The sequence below is a fragment of the Pseudofrankia asymbiotica genome (assembly GCF_001983105.1).
GTDB lineage: Bacteria > Actinomycetota > Actinomycetes > Frankiales > Frankiaceae > Pseudofrankia > Pseudofrankia asymbiotica.
The window spans coordinates 182474-201500 of sequence record NZ_MOMC01000027.1; the positions used below are offsets into that span (position 1 = coordinate 182474).

The 19027-nt window shown below is 71.0% G+C and carries 15 protein-coding genes and 2 pseudogenes; 11 read left to right on the forward strand and 6 right to left on the reverse strand.

The window, feature by feature from the left end; translation table 11 throughout:
- Window positions 1-97: 97 nt before the first annotated feature.
- Window positions 98-3913, forward strand: coding sequence for an ATP-binding protein (locus BL253_RS14990; RefSeq protein ID WP_241834808.1), 3816 nt, complete (start codon window positions 98-100; stop codon window positions 3911-3913).
- A gap of 216 nt (window positions 3914-4129) precedes the next feature.
- Complete coding sequence (locus tag BL253_RS14995) at window positions 4130-4339, forward strand: hypothetical protein (protein WP_131831497.1); 210 nt, start codon at window positions 4130-4132, stop codon at window positions 4337-4339.
- Window positions 4340-4498: 159 nt separating this feature from the next.
- Here the strand turns inward: BL253_RS14995 and BL253_RS15000 are convergent, their stop codons facing one another.
- On the reverse strand, window positions 4499-5896 hold the full coding sequence (locus tag BL253_RS15000; RefSeq protein ID WP_076817348.1) for an aspartate aminotransferase family protein: 1398 nt from the start codon (window positions 5894-5896) through the stop codon (window positions 4499-4501).
- 216 nt (window positions 5897-6112) lie between these two features.
- Between BL253_RS15000 and ald the strand changes: the two genes are divergently transcribed.
- The 8 genes and pseudogenes from ald (at window position 6113) to BL253_RS42270 (ending at window position 14813) form a co-directional block, all read left to right on the forward strand.
- Window positions 6113-7237 (forward strand): alanine dehydrogenase, encoded by a 1125-nt coding sequence (gene ald / locus BL253_RS15005; RefSeq protein ID WP_076817350.1) that lies wholly within the window; start codon window positions 6113-6115, stop codon window positions 7235-7237.
- Between the two features lie 192 nt (window positions 7238-7429).
- Complete coding sequence (locus BL253_RS15010) at window positions 7430-8581, forward strand: acyl-CoA dehydrogenase family protein (protein ID WP_076817423.1); 1152 nt, start codon at window positions 7430-7432, stop codon at window positions 8579-8581.
- Between the two features lie 229 nt (window positions 8582-8810).
- Window positions 8811-9476 (forward strand): hypothetical protein, encoded by a 666-nt coding sequence (locus BL253_RS15015; protein WP_076817352.1) that lies wholly within the window; start codon window positions 8811-8813, stop codon window positions 9474-9476.
- Between the two features lie 741 nt (window positions 9477-10217).
- Entirely contained in the window at window positions 10218-12875 is a 2658-nt protein-coding gene (gene fxsT / locus BL253_RS15020) for an FxSxx-COOH system tetratricopeptide repeat protein (protein ID WP_081438325.1), read from the forward strand.
- Window positions 12876-12904: 29 nt separating this feature from the next.
- Window positions 12905-13175, forward strand: a pseudogene (locus BL253_RS42910) (hypothetical protein); the annotation flags it as partial.
- Between the two features lie 296 nt (window positions 13176-13471).
- Window positions 13472-14032, forward strand: coding sequence for a dihydrofolate reductase family protein (locus BL253_RS15030; RefSeq protein ID WP_274535208.1), 561 nt, complete (start codon window positions 13472-13474; stop codon window positions 14030-14032).
- Window positions 14029-14442 (forward strand): VOC family protein, encoded by a 414-nt coding sequence (locus BL253_RS15035; protein ID WP_076817355.1) that lies wholly within the window; start codon window positions 14029-14031, stop codon window positions 14440-14442. The genes BL253_RS15030 and BL253_RS15035 overlap by 4 nt, the downstream gene beginning before the upstream one ends.
- 188 nt (window positions 14443-14630) lie before the next feature.
- Window positions 14631-14813, forward strand: coding sequence for a hypothetical protein (locus BL253_RS42270; RefSeq protein ID WP_158230360.1), 183 nt, complete (start codon window positions 14631-14633; stop codon window positions 14811-14813).
- A gap of 90 nt (window positions 14814-14903) precedes the next feature.
- Here BL253_RS42270 and BL253_RS45365 read toward each other — a convergent pair.
- The 5 genes and pseudogenes from BL253_RS45365 to BL253_RS15060 form a co-directional block, all read right to left on the reverse strand.
- A pseudogene (locus BL253_RS45365) lies at window positions 14904-14999 on the reverse strand (SAM-dependent methyltransferase); the annotation flags it as partial.
- A 154-nt stretch (window positions 15000-15153) separates the two neighbouring features.
- Window positions 15154-15963: an SAM-dependent methyltransferase gene (locus BL253_RS15045; RefSeq protein WP_241834812.1), complete on the reverse strand. Its 810-nt coding sequence runs from the start codon at window positions 15961-15963 to the stop codon at window positions 15154-15156.
- A 328-nt stretch (window positions 15964-16291) separates the two neighbouring features.
- A complete protein-coding gene (locus BL253_RS15050) occupies window positions 16292-17170 on the reverse strand; it encodes a transposase (RefSeq protein WP_241834810.1) in 879 nt (292 codons plus the stop codon).
- Between the two features lie 54 nt (window positions 17171-17224).
- Window positions 17225-17758, reverse strand: coding sequence for a hypothetical protein (locus tag BL253_RS15055; RefSeq protein ID WP_076817359.1), 534 nt, complete (start codon window positions 17756-17758; stop codon window positions 17225-17227).
- 86 nt (window positions 17759-17844) lie between these two features.
- The gene (locus BL253_RS15060; RefSeq protein ID WP_076817360.1) at window positions 17845-18630 is read right to left on the reverse strand and encodes an IS5 family transposase; all 786 of its coding nucleotides are present in this window, start codon (window positions 18628-18630) and stop codon (window positions 17845-17847) included.
- A 101-nt stretch (window positions 18631-18731) separates the two neighbouring features.
- Between BL253_RS15060 and BL253_RS15065 the strand changes: the two genes are divergently transcribed.
- On the forward strand, window positions 18732-19027 hold a 296-nt coding region (locus BL253_RS15065), incomplete at its 3' end, for a DUF6444 domain-containing protein (protein WP_420801667.1).

Below are 19027 nucleotides of genomic sequence, written 5' to 3' on the forward strand. Positions count from 1 at the left end.
CGCGCCCGGTGGCGGTGCCGAGGGTGTCGGGAAGGCGACGGCCGCCGGGGTTTCGCGGTGGATCGGACTGGCCCCGCCTCGGCCGACAATCGTCGTCATGACGCTGGCGGAACGGGTACCGGTTGCCTCGGCGCGGCCCGAGGTGGAGATCCGGCTGCTGGGCGGGTTCGAGGTGACGCTGCGGGCCGGTCGGGACGGCGGCGGCCGAGGGCTTCCCGAGGTGCTGCCGGAGGAGGTGTGGCGCCGGCGGCAGGCGGCGGCGCTGGTGAAGCTGCTGGCGCTGGCGCCGGGGCGGAGACTGCACCGGGAGCGGGTGCTCGACGCGCTCTGGCCCGACGTTCCCGTCGACGAGGCGGCGCCCCGGCTGCACAAGGCGGCGCACTACGCCCGCCGCGCGCTGCGCGATCCGGAGGGCGTCCTCCTGCGCGGTGAGGTCGTCACGCTCTGCCCCGACCGGGACGCGACCATCGACGTCCGGGTCTTCGAGGATCTGGCCGAGCGGGCCCTCGGGCCCGCCGGCACCGGCGGGAGCCCGGCGGGTGACGCCGCCGCCCACGCGGCGAACGCGTACGGCGGGGCGCTGCTGCCGGACGACCTGTACGAGCCGTGGACACAGGCCGACCGCGACCGGCTCCGGCTGCTCTACCTGCGGCTGCTGCGCGCCGCCGGCCGATGGGAGCGGGTGCTCGCCGAGGACCCGGCGGACGAGGAAGCCCATCTGACGCTGATGCGCGGGTACATCGCCCGCGGTGAGCGGCACGCGGCGCTGCGCCAGTTCGAGCGGATGGACCGGGCGTTGCGCCGCGAGCTTGGCGTCGGCCCCGGGCCTGACGCGCTCGCGCTGCGCGCCGCGGCCCTGCTCGACCCGCGGACGCTGCCCTCGCCGTCGGCCTCAGCGCCTCAGCCTCCGCCCCCGCTTCCGGCATCGGCACCGCCGCCGGCCACCGCCGTGGCGGTCGCCCGTCCGCCCGCGGCTGGGACATCGGCGGCCCGGCCGGCCGCTGCCGCTGCCGCGAACCAGGTGCCAGCCGCGCGGGCGCCGGAGGCGGAGGCGCTGGCCGCCGGCGGCCAGCGCCCTGCCGGTGAACGGTCCGGCGGTGAACGGTCCGGCGGTGAACGGTCCAGCGGAGAACGGGCCGACGGCGAACGGTCTGACGGCGCGCGGCGGGCGGGCGAGGGGACCGACGGCCGCCGCGGTGCCGAGGTGGGTCGGGAGGCTGGTGCGCCGCGTCCCCGCGGCGCGGCCGCGGTGGCCGGCCTGGTTGGGCGGGACGCGGAGCTGCGCCTGGTCGAGCGGGTACTCGACCGCGTCGGCGGGGGCTTCGGCGCTGACAGCGGCGGCGCGACCGTGGCGGCGGGTGCCGCCGGCCACGGGGGCGCCGCCGCGGTGCTGGTCGGCGGCCCGGCGGGCGTGGGGAAGTCGGCGCTGCTCGACGCCGTGACCCGCCGTGCCGCCGCCGTGGGCTGGCAGGTCGGCGTGGGCACGGCAGCGGCGGTCGAGGGCGCCTGGCCCTACGCACCGGTCCTGGAGGCCCTCGCCGACCTGTGCCGCCGCCGCCCGGCGCTCCTCGGCGAGATCGACGAGCGCTTCCGCTCCGAGCTGGAGCGCGCCATGTCCGGCCGCGACCTCGAGTGGCCGGGTGCCGGCGGGCACCAGCGGCTGTTCATCGCCGCCGCCGAACTTCTGCGGGCCGCGGCCGAGGGTGCCGACCTCGCCGGCTCCGCCAGCCGCGCCGACGATGCCAGTCACACTGGTCCCGCTGGCGCGGCTGATCCCGCTGGCTCTGCCCATCCCCCTGGCCCCGCCGGCCTCGTCGGCTCCGCTCACCCCGGCCTTCCCGTCGCGCCTGGCACCCGCCGGGGCGTGCTGCTCGTCGTCGACGACCTGCAGGACGCCGACGACGCGAGCCTGCGGCTGGCGCACTACCTGGTCCGCTCGCTCTCGGGCCGGCCCGTCGTGCTGTTGCTCGCCCACCGTCCGCTCGGTGCCGCTCCGGCGGTCCTCGCCGAGATCCGCGCGAGCCTTCTGGGTAGAGGCGCCGCCGTCGCGGTCGACCTCGCCCCGCTCGACCAGGCGACCACCGCCGCGCTTGTCACCCGAGAGTCCACTCTCGCCGGCCCGCTGGTCGAGCGGATCTGGGAGGTGTCGGGCGGCCTGCCGTCCACCGCCCTCCAGCTCGCCCGGCGAGCGGCGCTTGACCCGGAGAACCCGCTGGCCCTCGACACCGCGGTGATCGCCGGTCTCGCGCGCGCGGCCCGCGACCTGCTGTGCCTGCTCGCCGTCGCCGGCGACTCGTTCGACACGGACGAGTTCGTCGCCCTGTCCGGCCGCTCCGAGCCCGACGCGTACGCGCTGCTCGACGACCTGCTCGACCGTGGAGTCCTCGACCGGACCGGGGGTGGCTTCCGGTTCCGCCATCAGGCGGTCCGTCACGGGCTGCTCGCCGACCTGGCGCCACACCGGCTGCGGATGGCACACCGTGAGGTGGCCGACCGGCTCGCCGCGGCGGGCGGACCGGCGGGCCGGGTCGGGCACCACCTGGTCCAGGCCGGGGAGCGCGCCCGCGCCGTGCCGTTCGTGCTGCGCGCCGTCGAGACGGCCGCGGCACTCGGCGCCTACCGCGACGCGCTCACCCGGCTCGACGAGGTCCGCGAGTACGCCACCGGCGCCGACGCCGCGGCGCTCGCCGCGCTGCGCGCGGACCTGCTGGTCGCGCTCGCCGACCCGAGTGCCCCGGACGCCTACCGGGCGGCGATCGCGCTCTGCTCGCCAGCCGACGCGCGGATACCGCGTGCCCGCCTCGCCCGTGCCCTGCTCGTGGCCGGCGACCTCGACGGAGCCGCCGCCGCGCTCGACGGGCTGGAGCCGGACGGCGGCCCCGCGGACCTCGCGATCCTGCTGGGGCGGGGACACCTCGCCTACTTCCGGGGTGACATCGACGAAGCCGCCGCGATCGCCGACGAGGGCGGCCGTCGGTTCGTGTCCGCCCCGACGACCCGGTTCGGCTTCGACCTCATCAGCCTGCGGGGACTCGTCTCGCACAGCCGTGGCGAGTACTTCGCGCAGCTGACCGCGGACCTGCGGCACAGCAGCCGCCTGCCGGGGCTCGCGACGACCGTCTTCGACGCCCATCTGTGCGTCGCCGAGATCATGCTCTACGGGCCGACGCCCTACACCGAGGTGGTCAGCATCGCGGACCGGCTGGCCGAGGCGGCCGAGCAGGCGGGCGCGGCCAGGGGGCTGGCGTTCGCCGCCTGCCTCGCCGGCGAGGCGAGGCTGCTCAGCGGTGACCTCGAACGCGCCGAGCGGCGGCTCGCCGAGGCGGTCGACCTGCACCGCGGCATCGGCGCGACGTCGGGGGAGGCGCACTCGTTGCAGCGGCTGGCCGAGGCGAGGCTCGCGCGCGGCGACGCCGCCGACGCCAACCGMCTGCTGCTGCGCGCCCTGCCGCTGGCGCGCTGGTCGCCGATCGCCGCCCACCTGCTGCACCGCATCCACGGAACGCTGATCGCCGCCGCACCGGACGCCGCGGCCGCCGCGGCCGCGCTCACCAGAGTGGAGGAGACGCTCGGCGTCGAGGACGGCTGCGTGTTCTGCTCGGTGACCTCGGCCGTGCCGGCGACCGTCGCGGCGGCCCGGTGGGGTGACCTGGCACGTGCCCACCGCCACCTCGTCGTCGCGCGTTCGGCTGCCGTGCTGTGGGACGGCACCGCCTGGCAGGCGGCGACGCAGGAGGCCGAGGCGTATGTCGCCCGGCTGGAGGGTGACACGGAACGGGCGGGCGCGCTGCTCGTCGCCGCCGGCCGGCTGTTCGACTATGTCGGCCACCCGCTCGACGCCGCTCGCTGCTATGGCGCGCTGACCGCCGCGGAGGCCGGCCTCAATCCCGTCGGTGGCGACGTCGTCGGCTGAGCGGACCGGGCTGGGCGCGTCGCCGGCCGGAACTGTCGGCCGGGCGTCAGAAAAGGTGTCGGCTACGCGCGGGGCGTGTCAGCCGGGCGTCGACCGGGGGACGGGACGCCTCCGGCCGGGCTTTCATGGCGATGCGCCCCAACGCCGAGGCGCACCGGAAAGAAGTCCGCCGCGGTCATGGGCCGCGGGGCACGCCACAGAAAGCAGGGGAGCCCAATGACGCGCTCATTCCCGTCGATGTCCCGGATCGGTGGCGCGCTCCGCGGCCTGACTCACTCCGCCGACGCCACCCACGGCGCGACCAGCGGCGAGGGTGACGTCCCGGACTGGATCGTCGCCTCCAGGGCGCCGGGCCGGCGGGGCGAAGCCGGTTCCTCCGCGGACCGTTCGCTCTCGCTCCCGCCGCGGCTCGGGGTCTTCTTCTGACCGACGTCACAGGCGCGGCAATCAGGGGGTCGCACCTATGACAGCGAAGGCCGGCAGCCATGCTGCCGGCCTTCGCTGTATCGCGCTGTTGCTTTGTTGTCCTGCTTCGCCGCAGGGCCGGGCTGGCCTGGCCTTAGGCCGGCCGGGCCGGGCCGGGGCTCAGATTCTGGCCCAGGCCTCGGTGAGGACGGAGCGCAGGATGGACTCGATCTCGTCGAAGTGGCTCTGCTCGCAGATCAGCGGCGGGGAGAGCTGGATGACCGGGTCGCCGCGGTCGTCGGCGCGGCAGTACAGGCCGGCCTCGTAGAGCGCGCCGGACATGAACCCGCGCAGCAGCCGCTCGGACTCGTCGTCGGTGAAGCTCGTCTTGGTCGCCTTGTCCTTGACCAGCTCGATGCCGTAGAAGAAGCCGTCGCCGCGGACATCGCCGACGATCGGCAGGTCGGAGAGCTTCTCCAGGGTGGCGCGGAACGCGGCGGCGTTGCGGTCGACGTGGCCGACGAGGTCCTCGCGCTCGAAGATGTCCAGGTTCGCCATGGCCACGGCCGTCGACACGGGGTGGCCGCCGAAGGTGTAGCCGTGGGCGAAGCTGGCCGTGCCGTGCAGGAACGGCTCGACGAGCCGGTCGCTGACGATCATGGCGCCAAGCGGTGCGTAGCCGGACGTCAGGCCCTTCGCGCAGGTGATGATGTCGGGCTGGTAGCCGTAGCGCTGCGCACCGAACATCGCGCCGGTCCGGCCGAACCCGCAGATCACCTCGTCGGAGACCAGCAGCACGTCGTACTGGTCGCAGATCTCGCGGACCCGCTGGAAGTACCCGTGCGGCGGCGGGAAGCAGCCACCGGAGTTCTGCACCGGCTCCAGGAAGACGGCGGCGACGGTGTCCGGGCCCTCCGCCTCGATCGCGACGGCGATCTGGTCGGCGGCCCAGCGGCCGAACGCCACCAGGTCGTCGCCGTGCTCGGGAGCCCGGTAGAAGTTCGTGTTCGCGGCCCGGAACCCACCGGGCACCAGCGGCTCGAACATCTGCTTGAGCGACGGGATGCCGGTGATCGCGAGCGCCCCCTGGGTGGTGCCGTGGTAGGCGGTCGTCCGGCTGATCACCTTGTGCTTGAGTGGCTTGCCGACGAGCTTGAAGTACTGCTTGGCGAGCTTCCAGGCCGACTCGACGGCCTCGCCGCCGCCGGTGGTGAAGAAGATCCGGTTCAGGTCGCCGGGCGCCAGGCCCGCGACCCGCTCGGCGAGCTCGATGGCGCTCGGGTGCGCGTGCGACCAGAGCGGGAAGAAGGCCAGCTGCTCGGACTGCTTGCGCGCGGCCTCGGCGAGCTCGGCGCGGCCGTGGCCGACCTGGACGACGAAGAGCCCCGCGAGCCCGTCGAGCACCCTGTGACCGTTCGCGTCCCAGATGTAGGCGCCCTCTCCGCGCACGATGACGGGCATCTCGCCCGCGGCGAGCGACGACAGCCGGGAGAAGTGCGGCCACAGGTGGGCCGCGGCCGACCGGGCGAGCGCGCCGGTGGAGGGGATGGGGTCGGTCGCGGTGCCGAAGGCTGTCACTGCTGTCCTTCCGCCTGGCCGGCAGTGGTCACCGACGTTGCGTCATAAGATGCGCCTCATCATACGGTTATCGCGGAACAGCAGCCACTGTGCGAGTGTTTCCGAAGCGTATGATCGACATGGCAACGGTTCCCGTATTGCGGTCCCGTGTCGGCCGGACCGCGGCCTGGTGAACCGAGCCGCGTCGGCATGGCGCCGTCACAAGGGAGCCCAGCTGTGAGGATCGCGATCCCCCGCGAGGTCAAGAACCACGAGTACCGGGTGGCCGCCACCCCCGCCGGCGTCCACGAGCTGACCCGGCACAACCACGACGTGTTCGTCGAGGCTGGTGCGGGCGCCGGCTCCATGATCATGGATGCCGAGTACGCGGCGGCCGGCGCGAAGATCGTCGAGGGCGCCGACGCGACCTGGGCCTCGGGCGACCTGGTCCTCAAGGTCAAGGAGCCGGTCGAGGAGGAGTTCCACCGGCTGCGCCCCGGCCTGGTGCTGTTCACCTACCTGCACCTGGCCGCGTCCCTGCCGTGTACCCGGGCGCTGCTCGACGCGCGGGTCACCACGGTCGCCTACGAGACCGTCGAGCTCACGGACCGGTCGCTGCCGCTGCTCGCGCCGATGTCGGAGGTGGCCGGCCGGCTCGCGCCGCAGGTCGGCGCCCAGGCGCTGCTCGCGGCGGCCGGCGGGCGGGGTGTGCTGCTCGGCGGCGTCCCGGGGGTGGACCCGGCGAGGGTCGTCGTCATCGGCGCGGGCGTGGCCGGGCAGGGCGCGACGTCGATCGCGGCCGGCATGCGCGCGGACGTGACCCTGCTCGACCGCGACCTCGGCCGGCTGCGCGCCGCCGACGCCCGCTTCGAGGGCCGGGTGCGCACGATCGCCGCCAACGCCTACGAGATCGAGCGGGCGGTGCTCGACGCCGACCTGGTGATCGGCGCGGTGCTGGTACCGGGGACCCGGGCGCCGAAGCTGGTCACGAACGCCATGGTCGCCCGGATGCGGCCCGGCGCGGTGCTCGTCGACATCTCCGTCGACCAGGGCGGCTGCTTCGAGGACACCCGACCGACGACGCACGACAACCCGACCTACAAGGTGCACGACGCCGTCTTCTACTGCGTCGCGAACATGCCCGGCGCCGTTCCGCGCACCTCCACCCACGCCCTGACCAACGCCACCCTGCCCTACGCCGTCGCGCTCGCCGACCACGGCTGGCGCGGCGCCATGCGCCTCGACCCGGCGCTGGCTCGCGGGCTCAACACCCACGCCGGCGACGTCACCTGCGCGCCGGTGGCCGAGGCCCACGGCCTGCCCGGTGTTCCCGCCGCCGCCGTGCTCGACGCTGAGAGCTGACGGACCGGATCGTCGCCACCAGTTCGCCCCGTCGGGTTCGGCCGGGCCGTTGTCCGGCATGCCGTCCATGCCCGCCGGTGATCGTGAATGTGAAGACCGGAGGTAGTACCCGGGTACCGCTCCTGGTACTGTTCAGCCGGCCGGGTGCGAGGTCGCGCCCGGAGGGCTGGTCGCCGAAAAGGGGTGGTCGCCGTGCCGGCGGAGCGTCTGTTGCCGTCCGACGAGGCGCGTGAACTGGTCGCGCTCGCCACGGACATCTGCGCCAAGGAACTCGAGCCGCGCATCGCGCGGGACGAGGCCGAGGCGCACTTCCCGCGCGAGGTGTTCACGACGCTCGGTCAGGCGGGGCTGCTGAGCCTGCCGTACCCGGAGCGGTTCGGCGGCGGCGCGCAGCCGTTCGAGGTGTACCTCCAGGTCCTGGAGGAGATCGCCTACCGGTCGGCGTCCGTCGCCGTGGGTGTCAGCGTGCACGCCCTCTCCTGCTATCCGCTGGCGAACTTCGGCACCGACGCCCAGCGCGAGGAACACCTGGCGCGTCTGCTCTTCGGCGACCTGCTCGGCGCCTACTGCCTGTCCGAGCCGCACGCCGGCTCGGACCCGGCGGCTCTGAGGACCACGGCCACCCCGCCGACGGAGACCGGCGGCGACTATGTCCTGTCCGGCACCAAGGCCTGGGTGACGCACGGCGGCGCCGCCGACTTCTACACCGTGTTCGCCCGCACCGGCGAGGGCCACGGCGGGATCTCCTGCTTCCTCGTCGACGCGGCCACCCCGGGCATGACCGCGCACGCGCCCGAACGCAAGATGGGCCTCACCGCGTCCCCGACCACCCAGATCGGGTTCGAGAACGCCGCCGTGCCGGCGAGCCGGCTGATCGGCGTCGAAGGCCAGGGACTCACCATCGCGCTGTCGGCGCTGGACTCCGGCCGGCTCGGTATCGCGGCCGCGGCGACGGGCCTCGCCCAGCGGGCACTCGACGACGCCGTCGCCTACGCCAAGGAACGGGAATCGTTCGGCCGGCCCATCATCGACCACCAGGGCCTGGGTTTCCTGCTCGCGGACATGGCGGCAGCTGTGGAGTYGGCCCGGGCGACGACGCTCGCCGCGGCTCGCCTGCGCGACGCCGGCCTGCCGTTCTCCAGATCGGCGAGCATCGCGAAACTCGTCGCCACCGACGCGGCCATGAAGGTCACCGAGGACGCCGTTCAGGTTCTTGGGGGTGCTGGTTACACCAAGGACTACCCGGTAGAGCGCTACATGCGCGAAGCCAAGGTCATGCAAATTTTTGAGGGGACCAATCAGATCCAGCGGCTGGTGATCAGCCGGCACCTGGCAAAGGCCTGATCAGGCGGGGTTTTCGCTGGTCATCCCTGAAGGAGCGGGGCCGGTCAAGACGATGCTGGGATCTGTTTTGGCTGGTTGTGGGCGTGCGGGGGTTGGCCGCCGTGGGGTCGGCGGCGTGTGGGAGGGGCAGGCAGCTGTGCCTGCCGTTGTGTGCTGCCCGCGGGTTCGCAGAGGCTCCGGGGTCAGGGCCCGTGGGCCCCGGAAGGGACCCGGTCGCCGTAGGCGATGCGTGAGCAGCCTTGACGCTGGAGGGGCGGGCCCGCGTGAGGCGCTGGACTGGGCCCGCCGGGGTCTCGCGGAGCATGGCACGCGGCCGAGCGCCGGGGCGCTGCGCGACGCCTGTGTCGAGCTGCTTGTGCGGTTCGACGACGGTGCGGCGGCGGTCGCGGAACGGCAGGCCGAGTTCGAGCGCCATCCCACGCTCGATACCTTCCGGGCGCTGGTCGAGACTGGCGCCCGGGTGGGCCGGTCGGGGCTCGCGGACTGGGCCGTCGACACGCTGCGGGCCAGGGTCGCCCGCCAGCCGGCCGCGGCGGCGACTCTCGTCCGTGTGCTGCTGGCCGAAGGGCGGCCCGCCGAGGCGTGGCAGATCGGGAACGCGCACGTCGACGTGCTGACGCCCAGCCTGCTGACCGAACTGCTGGAAGCCCGGCGGGCCGAAGGCCATCCGGGCGACGTCATCGGCCACTACGAGCGTCTCGTCGAGACCCACCTGCACGCCGATTCCTACGACAAGCACCGCTACCAGAAAGCCCAGGCGCTGCTGCCGCCTCTACGCGCCGCCTACGAACGGCACGGCGACCCCGACGCCTTCGCCACCTACCTGCAGAAGTTGCGCGCCGGCAACCGGCGCCGTCCCGCGTTTCTGCGCGTCCTGGACGCCGCCGGCTTCTGACGGCGCCGCGTAATCCGAAGTCATGTCGATCGCTGCTATCCACTGTTTCGCGATCTGCGCATCCCTGTGCACCTGGGGCCGGGGCCGCCCTGGAGAAGGGCGCCGACGCGACAGGCCGGCGTGGAGTGGCGTCATGACCCACGCTCCGAGRCAACCCGGTCAGCACGATGCAGGCGCCGTCTTGCGAGGGCGGGGACGCTGGGCATCACCGGCCGGTCGTTGCGTTGCGCCACGAGCGAGAGGCCTTCGCGGGGTCGCCCGACCGGGTCCGCGGACGCGATCTCCAGGTTCGCCGGGACGATGCGTTTCGTCTATGTGCACGCGGTGTGGTTCGCTCCGCACCACCGACAGGGACACAGCGAGCCGCCCGGGGAGCCAGGGCAGAAAACCCACTCTGGAACGCGCGCTCGAAGCGCAGTGCACAGCCCGACAATCAGGCCCCCAGAGTCAGACCCAGAGACGGCCTCAACGAGGCGGCAGGAAATGACCGGCATCGGCGGACGACTCGGACAACATCATCCCGAGCCGCGCCACCCACGCCGCACCCCGCCCGGACAGACCACCCGAACGAGCCACCCCCAAAATTTCCGCGCTCGCGCGGCCGCCCGAAGGGCCCGGGCGACTCGGAGGGCATTTACGCGTTCAGGCATCCCATAACCGGCGGTGGATCGGGATTCAGTGGCCTTGGCGTGGCCCGTCAATGGCGAGTGCCCGGGTCGGGGCACGCCACTCGGAGATGGAATGCTTGTGGGCATGGGGTCTGGCGGTTCGGGGTTCGTCGAGGTCGCGCCGCGGAATCGCCCGCCCGGTAGCTTCGACTTCTTTGTCTCCTACGTGGAAGCAGACCGGCAGTGGGCCGAGTGGGTGGCCTGGGAACTGACGCAGGCCAACTACCAGGTGGAGCTGGACCTGTGGCACTGGCCCGCGGGCACCGACAGGGTCGCGGCGACCGAGCGGGCGATTACCCATGYCGATCAGGTGGTCGTGCTGCTGACTCCGGACTACTTCAATCAGATGTGGAACGTCCTGGCCGGCAGCGCCCTGCTCGCGCACAGCCAGGAGCGGGGTGGGCGCCTGGTGCCCGTCGTCGTGAGACGATGCGACGAACAGCAGATTCCGGTGCTGTACCGGTCGCTGTCGCGGATCGACCTGACCGGATTGCCAGAGGAGAGGGCCCGGAGCCGACTTCTTGAGGAAGTTGGCGCGGCGGCTCGTCGACCCGGGCCGGTGCCCTTTCCTGGTGAGTGGACCAGCCCCACGGACCTCATGCGACCGGCGGCGTTCCCAGGGCAGCTGCCGCCGGTCTGGGGGCCAGTGCCGGCGCAGAACCAGATGTTCACCGGTCGAGAACAGCTGCTTGGCGAGATACGGGACCGCCTGGTCGGCGGCGGGGCGGCAACGGGCTATGTGGCGCTGCACGGTCTCGGCGGGGTCGGCAAGACCCAGCTCGCGACTGAGCACGTGTGGCGGCACTGTGTCGAGCACTCCCTGGTGTGGTGGGTCGATGCCGAGACCCCGGACGGTTTCGCCGCCGGGCTGGCCGCACTCGCGGCCGAACTCGACATCGCCGCCCCGGACGTGCCGAGCCAGGTGGCGCGGGTGCTGGCCGAGCTCGGGCGCCGTGACCGTTGGCTGCTCGTCTTCGACAACGTCTCCGACGTTGCGGTGTTGGCCCGTTACCTCCCTCCGCCGAGAGGACAGCTGATCGTGACGTGTCGAGACCCCGGCGTACGCCGCCTCGGCATTTCGACCGTCGAGGTCGAGGCGTTCGACCGCGACGAATCCCGCCTTCTGCTAGGCCGTCATGTCCAGGATCTGGCCGAGGACGTGCGGGACAGACTGGCCGAGGAGTTGGGCGACCTACCGCTCGCGGTGGACCAGGCAGGCGCCTTCCTCGCCCAGACGGGGATGGATGCAGACGTCTACCTGCAGGTGCTCGCGGACCAGCCGCATGCCGTCCTGGCCGGCGAGACACTCAGCCACCCAGGCCTCGCGGCCACGGTGAGTACCGCCCGTGACCGCCTCGCCGGCCACCGTCCCGACGCAGCCCTCCTGCTGGACAAGCTGGCGTTCCTCGCGCCCGAGCTCGTCCCTCTCACCAGCGTCCCGGCCACGACGAACACGGCCGCGACCCCGGGCGCCGCGGGCATGCTGGTGGTCGCCGACCCGGTGACCACCTCTTTACAMATCGCGGCAATCAGCGAGCTGGCGCTGGCCCGCCGCTCCGGCTCGGGCCTGCAGCTCCACCGACTCGTCCACGCCCTGCTGCGGGCATCCTGCAGCGACGCGCGACGCCAGGAGGCGGTGGAAGGCGCGATGCGACTGCTCGGCACCGCGCGGCTCGGCGACCCCAAGGACCTTGACTCGTGGCCCGCCTATGCGTGGCTGACGCCGCATGTCAAAGCTGTCACTGGACATCTGGATGTGACTTTCGGTGTCGTGGAGCCCGACGGGTTCCGCCGCCTGCTCGTGCGGACCATCTGGTACATCTGCTTGACTGGGCAGCATCGAGMCGCGCACTCGCTCGCCGGAGCGACCCTGGCCAGGTGGTCGAGGACACACGGCCCCGATCATCCGGACAGTCTCACCGTCGCCAGCCTGCTGGTCGTCGCGTGCGACTCACTGCGCGAGCACGAGGAAGCGCGCGCCTTGTCCGAGGACGTGTACGCACGCCGTCGGCGTCTGCTTGGCGACGACCACCCGGAGACCCTCGCTTCCGGCGTCGACTTCCTCGTCCAACTTGGACTGCTCGGTGAACACCACGCCGCGCGTCCCCTAGCCGAGGACCTTCTCGAGCGCTGGTRCCGGCTGCTTGGTGACGACCATCCCAACGCCCTGACCACCGCTGCCAACCTTGCCGTTCAGCTCGCCGCGGTCGGTGAGCCGCAGCAGGCGCGCACACTCGTGGAGGACGCCTGGACACGATGGCAGGCACTCGTCGGCGATGACTGGTCGTTTCCCAGCGGCGCGGCCGGCCTGGCCAGCACACGGGCCGAACTTGGCCAGGCCCTTCTGATCAGAGACTCCGTCGATGGTCCGCTTACCGCCCGGCGGCGGTATGGCGACGACGTTCCCGATCACCAGGCCCTGCCCACCACCTTCGCGGTGGCGATGGCCGCCATCGGCGATCTGAGGACCGCCCGTGACCTGACCGAACGTACGTTGGCCCGTAGGCGGTGGCTGTACGGCGACGACCACAACCACACGCTTGCTGCGGCGGCCCGTCTTGCCCGTTACCTGATCGAACTTGGCGATCATCAGGCYGCGCGGACCCTCGCCCGGGACACCTACACCCGCAGACGGCTGGTGTTGGGCGACGACCATCCGGACACCGGCGCCGCGGCGGAGTTCCTCGACTCGATCTCCGCCGCACTTGCCGGGAACGTCAAGTTAGCTTGATTTTTAACCTTCTCGCTGTTCGGGGTCCATCCGTCGTCCGGCTGCGGACCAAGGTCACCAAAGGGGCTGGTTCCCGCGCCGCCGCCCTGGCGATGGTGCGCAAGATCGTTGACTCCACCCTTTGCCCGCTGGCGAGCCGTGAACGCACCCGACCTCGTCGCCGTCGTCCGTGCCGGAGCCCGCTTCGAGCCCGGCCGCCTCGTCGAACCGTCTCGAGAGGCACGCGGCCTGAACGACCTCGACTCATCCACGATCGTGACTGCAACTCCCCGCCCGCGCGCTCTGGGCCAATGGCCGTAGCTTTGGTCCGACCGGTCGTGATGTAAGTCACGGCCGCGGAACTCGGCCGGCGTAGAAGGCCAGGTCACAGGCTTCGAGTGACGCTGGCCACAGTAAGCCCGACAGCCAGTCGATCACTTAAGCGACGGCCATTGCGCTCTGGGCAGGTGGGCCGGCGCGTCAGGCCGATGAGTTTGTCGGTTGCCTGAGGTCTTTTTTGTGGCATGCCCGCCCCCCGTCGGCGGATCAGGCAGCGGCGGGTCCCGGTGTCATGGAGGAGAGATGGGGCCAGGATGCACAATCCGATTCGGCTGTACATGTCGATGTCGCTCGACGGCTACATCGCCGGGCCGGACGATCGGCCAGGTCAGGAGCTCGGACGCGGCGGCGGACGGCTTTTCGACTGGCTTGACGATCGGGAATCCGACGGTCCGAGCGGCGAGGTTTACCGTGAAGCGCTGGCGACCGGCGCGGTGATTTCCGGCCGACGGACCTTCGAACTCGCGGGGCGCTGGCAGGGCGACCATCACGACGGCGTGCCGATCCTCGTCCTGACCCACCAGGTGGATGACGGGGACGTGCCACCCGGCCACGCGTGTTTCGTCACTGACGTCGAGGAATGCGCTCGTCAGGCTCGCGCCGCCGCCGGAGACCGGCCGGTCATGGTCCATGGGGCGGGGGCGGCCCAAGCGCTTCTCCGATCCGGGCAGATGGACGAGATGGAGATCCACCTGGTGCCAGTCCTCCTCGGGGACGGCCGACGGCTGTTCGACCACCTCGGTGGTGATCACATCGAACTCGACCTCGTCCGACGACTCGAGGATCGAGACGTCACGCACCTCCGCTACCGAGTGCGCCGACCCGAGGAAGCCGCATGAAGACGCTCTTCGTCGCCTACCGCGTCACCGATCTGGATCGCTCGCTCGGTTTCTACACCGCTTTGGGCTACGTCGAACTGGGCAGGGTCGAGGTCGGTGACGGGAGCCGTCTTGTGATCCTCAAGTTCCCCGGCGAACCGGCGGCCTCGCTCGAACTGGTCTACCGTCCCGCCGATGGACGCGTCGACGTGGGCAGCGGAATCGACCACCTCGCGATCCAGGTCGACACGCTGACTGTCACCCTGAAGACGCTGGCCGAAGCCGGCCTGGAGCCGGAGCCTATCCAGTATCCGGGCGGCCCTCACGGCCCGAAGACGTCGTGGCTCACCGACCCGGACGGTTACCGGATCGAGCTGGTGGAGTGGCCGTTCGGACATCCCGACGGCATCACCGCAGCAGACTTCTCCTGAGGGATCGCCCAGTACCTGCCTGGACCACTCGTCGCACGCTCCGCTGACCTCAGCTGAGCCCCCCGACCGTGACGCCGCTCCAACTGAGCTAGTGGCTGGGGGGCCTTTCGGTCGCTAAGCCATGTCCGGATGCGCCGCGGTCAGCCGATGGTGCGGGAGGTGCCGAACATGGTGGCGCGGGTGACCGGTTGAAGCTGTCGCTGCTCGATGATGTGTTCGATGGTGTCGAACAGGTACTGTGGGCGCTCGGACCGGACTCGCAGGACTCGCTTGCACGGAGTATTCTTCTTGTAGAAATTATGTTTTTCGTCGCATATTTCGCCGGGACGGTCGCAAGGCGTCGCCAACTTCGCGAAAATCCGGCTCGTTGAGACAGGTGGGACGCGGCAGCGTATGGCCCGTCGTGTGCTCACAGCCACAAGTGCATGTCCTCGAATTCAACCAAAAGGTCACACATTCACGTCACGGACGTCCGCGTTGAGGTAGGCGGTCCGTCCTTCCGGGCTGCTGGCGAGCAACGCGCGGGCGTGGACGAGCACGAGCGGACCGTTACAAGTCGGGTCGTACGCACCCGCTTCGGGGTTCTGCATTTGGAGGCGCGGCGCACCTCGGCGCGCGGCGCTGCGCTGCGCTGCTATCCAGAACGCCGCCACAGGTGTGGTCGCCAAACACAACCCCCGTGACCCTTGGCCTGACGCTGCGGGGAGCCGGTCAGGGCAGACGGCCTACACCACCGGCAATCCATACCAGCTCGTGGCCCTTGGGCAGATCGCTGGTGGGTCGCCACGCCGGGACCAGCGTCAGGCCGGGCTCAAGCATGTGCAGCCCGTCGAAGAAGGCCATGATCTGGCTGTTGCTGCGGACGGTCAGCGACGATGACGAGCGGCCGTAGGTCGACACGACGTCGGACACTCCCCGTGCCTGTGTGTCGGTCGTGGCGTGCGAGAGAACCAGGTAACTGCCCGGTACAAGAGCGTCGAGCAGCGCACGTACGATGCCGTAGGGATCGTCGTCGTCCGCGATGAAGTGCAGGATCGAGACCAGGCACAGCGCGACCGGCTGCGTGAGGTCCAGGCAGTCCCGCACCTCGGATGAGGCCAGAATGCTCGCCGGATCCCGAACATCGGCGTCAAGGTAGGCGGTACGGCCCTGCGGCGTGYCACCCAGCAGAGCGCGGGCGTGGACGAGCACGATCGGATCATTGTCGGCGTATACGACCCGCACGTCAGGCGCGATTCCCTGGGCCACCTCGTGCAGATTCGGGCGCGTCGGAATACCGGTCCCGACGTCCAGGAACTGACGGATCCCGACTTCTGAGGCGAGGTGCGCAACGGCACGATGCATGAAGCCACGGTTTTCCCGGGCCATCAGCGGCGCTTCCGGCGCCGCGGCGATCACCTTCTGCGCAGCCTCCCGATCCGCGGGGAAGTTGTCCTTGCCTCCGAGGTAGTAGTCGTAGAGGCGGGCGGAGTGTGGTACGTCGGTCTTCAGATCGACCGACGTACCACCAGAACCGATGATCTCCTCGCCGGCCGCCGCCGATGAGAAGTCCCAACCCGGGACATCATCGCTGTCAGTCACTGACCCTTAACCCCCTCCGCCCGTGGCGCCCCACCACGGGTACGGCGAGCCCTGTGCATCTCGCATCACGGGGCTCACCACGACACATACGACCCGAACTACGCCGTATCGTAACGACCCTCCACCGCTGAGACCCTGCGGCCTGCGGTCGATCCGGGACGAGATCGTGGCCTTGGCACCACGTCCTGTCGGCCCCGTGTAACGGGCTGCGCCACCGCCCGCCCCACCCGGGCCGTGGTCCTGGCTAGATATCCCACGGTTCCAACTGTCAAGCGGCGATCTTCAGGTCGGTGTTCTGGTTGGGCCAGGCGGTGGCTTCGTCGTAGCAGGCGCGGTGGCGTAGGCAGCCGTGCAGGACGCCGACGAGCCGGTTCGCGAGGGAGCGTAGTGCCTTGTGGTGGGTGGCGCCGCGGGCGCGGTGGGCGTCGTAGTAGACCCTCGCGCCGGGCGAGGCGTTCAGGGCGGCGAAGGCTTGTAGGTAGAGGGCGTCGCGTAGCCGTTTGTTGCAGGCGACGCGGGCTAGCATGACGCGTCTCGTGCCGGAGGCGCGGGTGATCGGGGCGGTGCCGGCGTAGTTCTTGCGTGCTTTCGCGTCGGTGTAGCGGGTCGGGTCGTCTCCGAACTCGGCGAGCACCCGGGCGGCGAGGACCGGTCCCAGTCCTGGCTGGGAGAGCAGGATCTTCGCGTCCGGGTGCTGGTCAAAACACGAGCTCAGCTCGCCTTCGACCTGCTCGATCTGGGCGACGAGGGTCGCGAGGACGGCGACGAGGGCGGTCACGGTGTGGCCGTAGGCGTCCGCGATCAGCGGTGCGGCCTGTAGCTGTTCGGTGCGCAGGGCATCGCGGATCTCCCCGGCCCGTTTGTCGAGGTAGCGCTGGCGGCCGGCGCGGCGCAGCGCGGAGACGATCCGCGCCATCGACAGTCCCCGCCCTCGGGTCGGGGTCGGCGCGATCTCCAACACGGCCAGGGCGTCGCGGCCGGCGAGCTCATCGGTGAACGCGACCAGCGCGGCCGGGTAGAACTCCCGCAGTGTCGAGCGCAGCAGGTTCGCCTGCCGCTGCCGCGACCAGATCAGGTTCTGATGTGTGCGGGCAAGGACCTTGACCGCCTCGGCCAGCTCGCTGTCCCCAGCGATGGGTCGATACAAACACAAGGATCTCCGATCACGCCCCCTGTAGCCAACCCGCACCCAGCGGGTGTCTCACCCGAGACTGACACAGAGGGTGTGGGGGTCGCTGTGCTCGTGGATAACGGCGATGTGGTTGGTCTCGATGTCGAAGCAGGCGACGTCGTCGGTGTTCTGCCGGTGGGCGAAGGGGACCAGGATCCRGTCTGAGCGGCGTTCGGTGAGGCCGGCGTGGSAGTCGTGTAGGAGGTTGCCGGTCAGGAGGTGCCAGGGCTGCAGGCTGGCCGGGCCGTCTTCGACGAGCCGCATGAACTGTGCGGGGTAGGAGAAGCCGGCGGGAAGGTCCCCGTCGCAGAGGAGATCGTCTGTCGTGATGCGCAGGGCGGGGAAGGCGTCGTCGATGTCGCCGGTGTGGACGAGATCGGCGACGATGCGGTCGAGGGCGCCAGGGGTGGTATGCGCGGCGAGGATCTGGTCGAAGACCCAGAAGTACCGGCCGCCGAGGCACTCGCCCGAGCGTTGCCAGCGGGTCAGGATTGTCGCCAGGTCCTGGTAGGAGACAAAGGTTGCGGTCCTGCGGCGGCCGTCACCCCAGTTCGACCATGGCATCGACGGGACCGGTTCCGGGTTCGGCGCCGAGCAGGCTCAGCCGGTAGTCACTGGATGTTTGATTTGACTTGATTGTGGTTCCTCTTCTATTGAAGGTCTCGCCAGGTTGGTGTGGCTTCGCCTGTTACGCGCCTGGCCGTGTTGTCGATCATGGCGATGTGGATCATCGCTTCGGAGCTGGCGGGCAGGGTCTCATAGTCACGGGCCAGACGGCGGTGGAACATCAGCCAGCCCAGAGTCCGCTCGACGACCCAACGCCGTTTCACGACGTGGAAACCGCGGGCCCCGGTGCTTCTGGAGACAACTTCGACGTCGACACCGAGGGTGGCCCCGTGCTCGACCACGGTGTTCTTGAAGCCTTTGTCGACCCAGGTTTTCGACAGGGACTGCCAGGTGTTTTTGGCCTGGTCGAGCAGGCGTATGCCGAGAGCGTTGTCGGACAGGTGGGCGGCGGTGACGGTCACGGCGAGCAGCAGGCCGAGGGTGTCGGTGACCACGCCCCGCTTCCGTCCGACAATCTTCTTGCCGGCGTCGATCCCCTGGCTGGCAAGGGGAACATCGGTGGAGGTCTTGACGGTCTGGGTGTCGAGGATGCACGCGGTCGGCTCCGGCTCGCGGCCCTCGGCGGCGCGGGCCAGGCCGGTCAGCTCATAGCCGAGCTGGGCAAGAATGCCCTCGTCKCGCCAGGCTGCGAAGTAGAAGTAGACGGTGCCGTGTGGCGGGAAGTCGTGGGGCAGGTATTTCCACGGGACGCCGGTCCGGTTGAGGTAGAGGATCGCGTTGAAGACTTCACGGAGGTCGACGGAGGCGGGTTGGCCGGTGGGCCGGCGGTCGAGCCGGGCCTTCCGCCAGGCGTGCAGAGCCGGGGCGATCGTAGCTGTTCAGCTCGGTTGAGCGGCTGTCTTCCGGATCTTGTGTGGTGATCGGTCTCCTGGTTGTCGGGCGGCGGGGCAAGATCGGCTAGGTTGCGGGGGTGGAGTTTGCGGGCCGGCCGAGCTATGAGGAGCTTGAGCGTCTGGTCGCGGAGCAGGTGGCTGTCATCGCCGGGCAGGYCGCGCTGATCGAACGGCAGGCGGCGCTGATCGAGGGGCTGACCGCGCGGGCCGAGGAGTTGGCGGCGCGGGTCGCGGAGCTCGAACGCCGGCTCGGGACGGACAGTTCGACGTCGTCGCGTCCGCCGTCGTCGGACAGCCCGTTCACGAAGGCGCCGAAGCGGTCGTCGCGGACGGCGTCGGGCCGGCCCCGTGGCAAGCAGCCGGGCGAGCCGGG

Excerpts from the sequence above, each read along its gene's own strand:
- BL253_RS15035 (WP_076817355.1), top strand. The coding sequence starts at position 14,029 with ATGAAGACGCTCTTCGTCGCCTACCGCGTCACCGATCTGGATCGCTCG.
- BL253_RS15030 (WP_274535208.1), top strand. The coding sequence starts at position 13,472 with ATGTCGATGTCGCTCGACGGCTACATCGCCGGGCCGGACGATCGGCCA.
- BL253_RS14995 (WP_131831497.1), top strand. The coding sequence starts at position 4,130 with ATGACGCGCTCATTCCCGTCGATGTCCCGGATCGGTGGCGCGCTCCGC.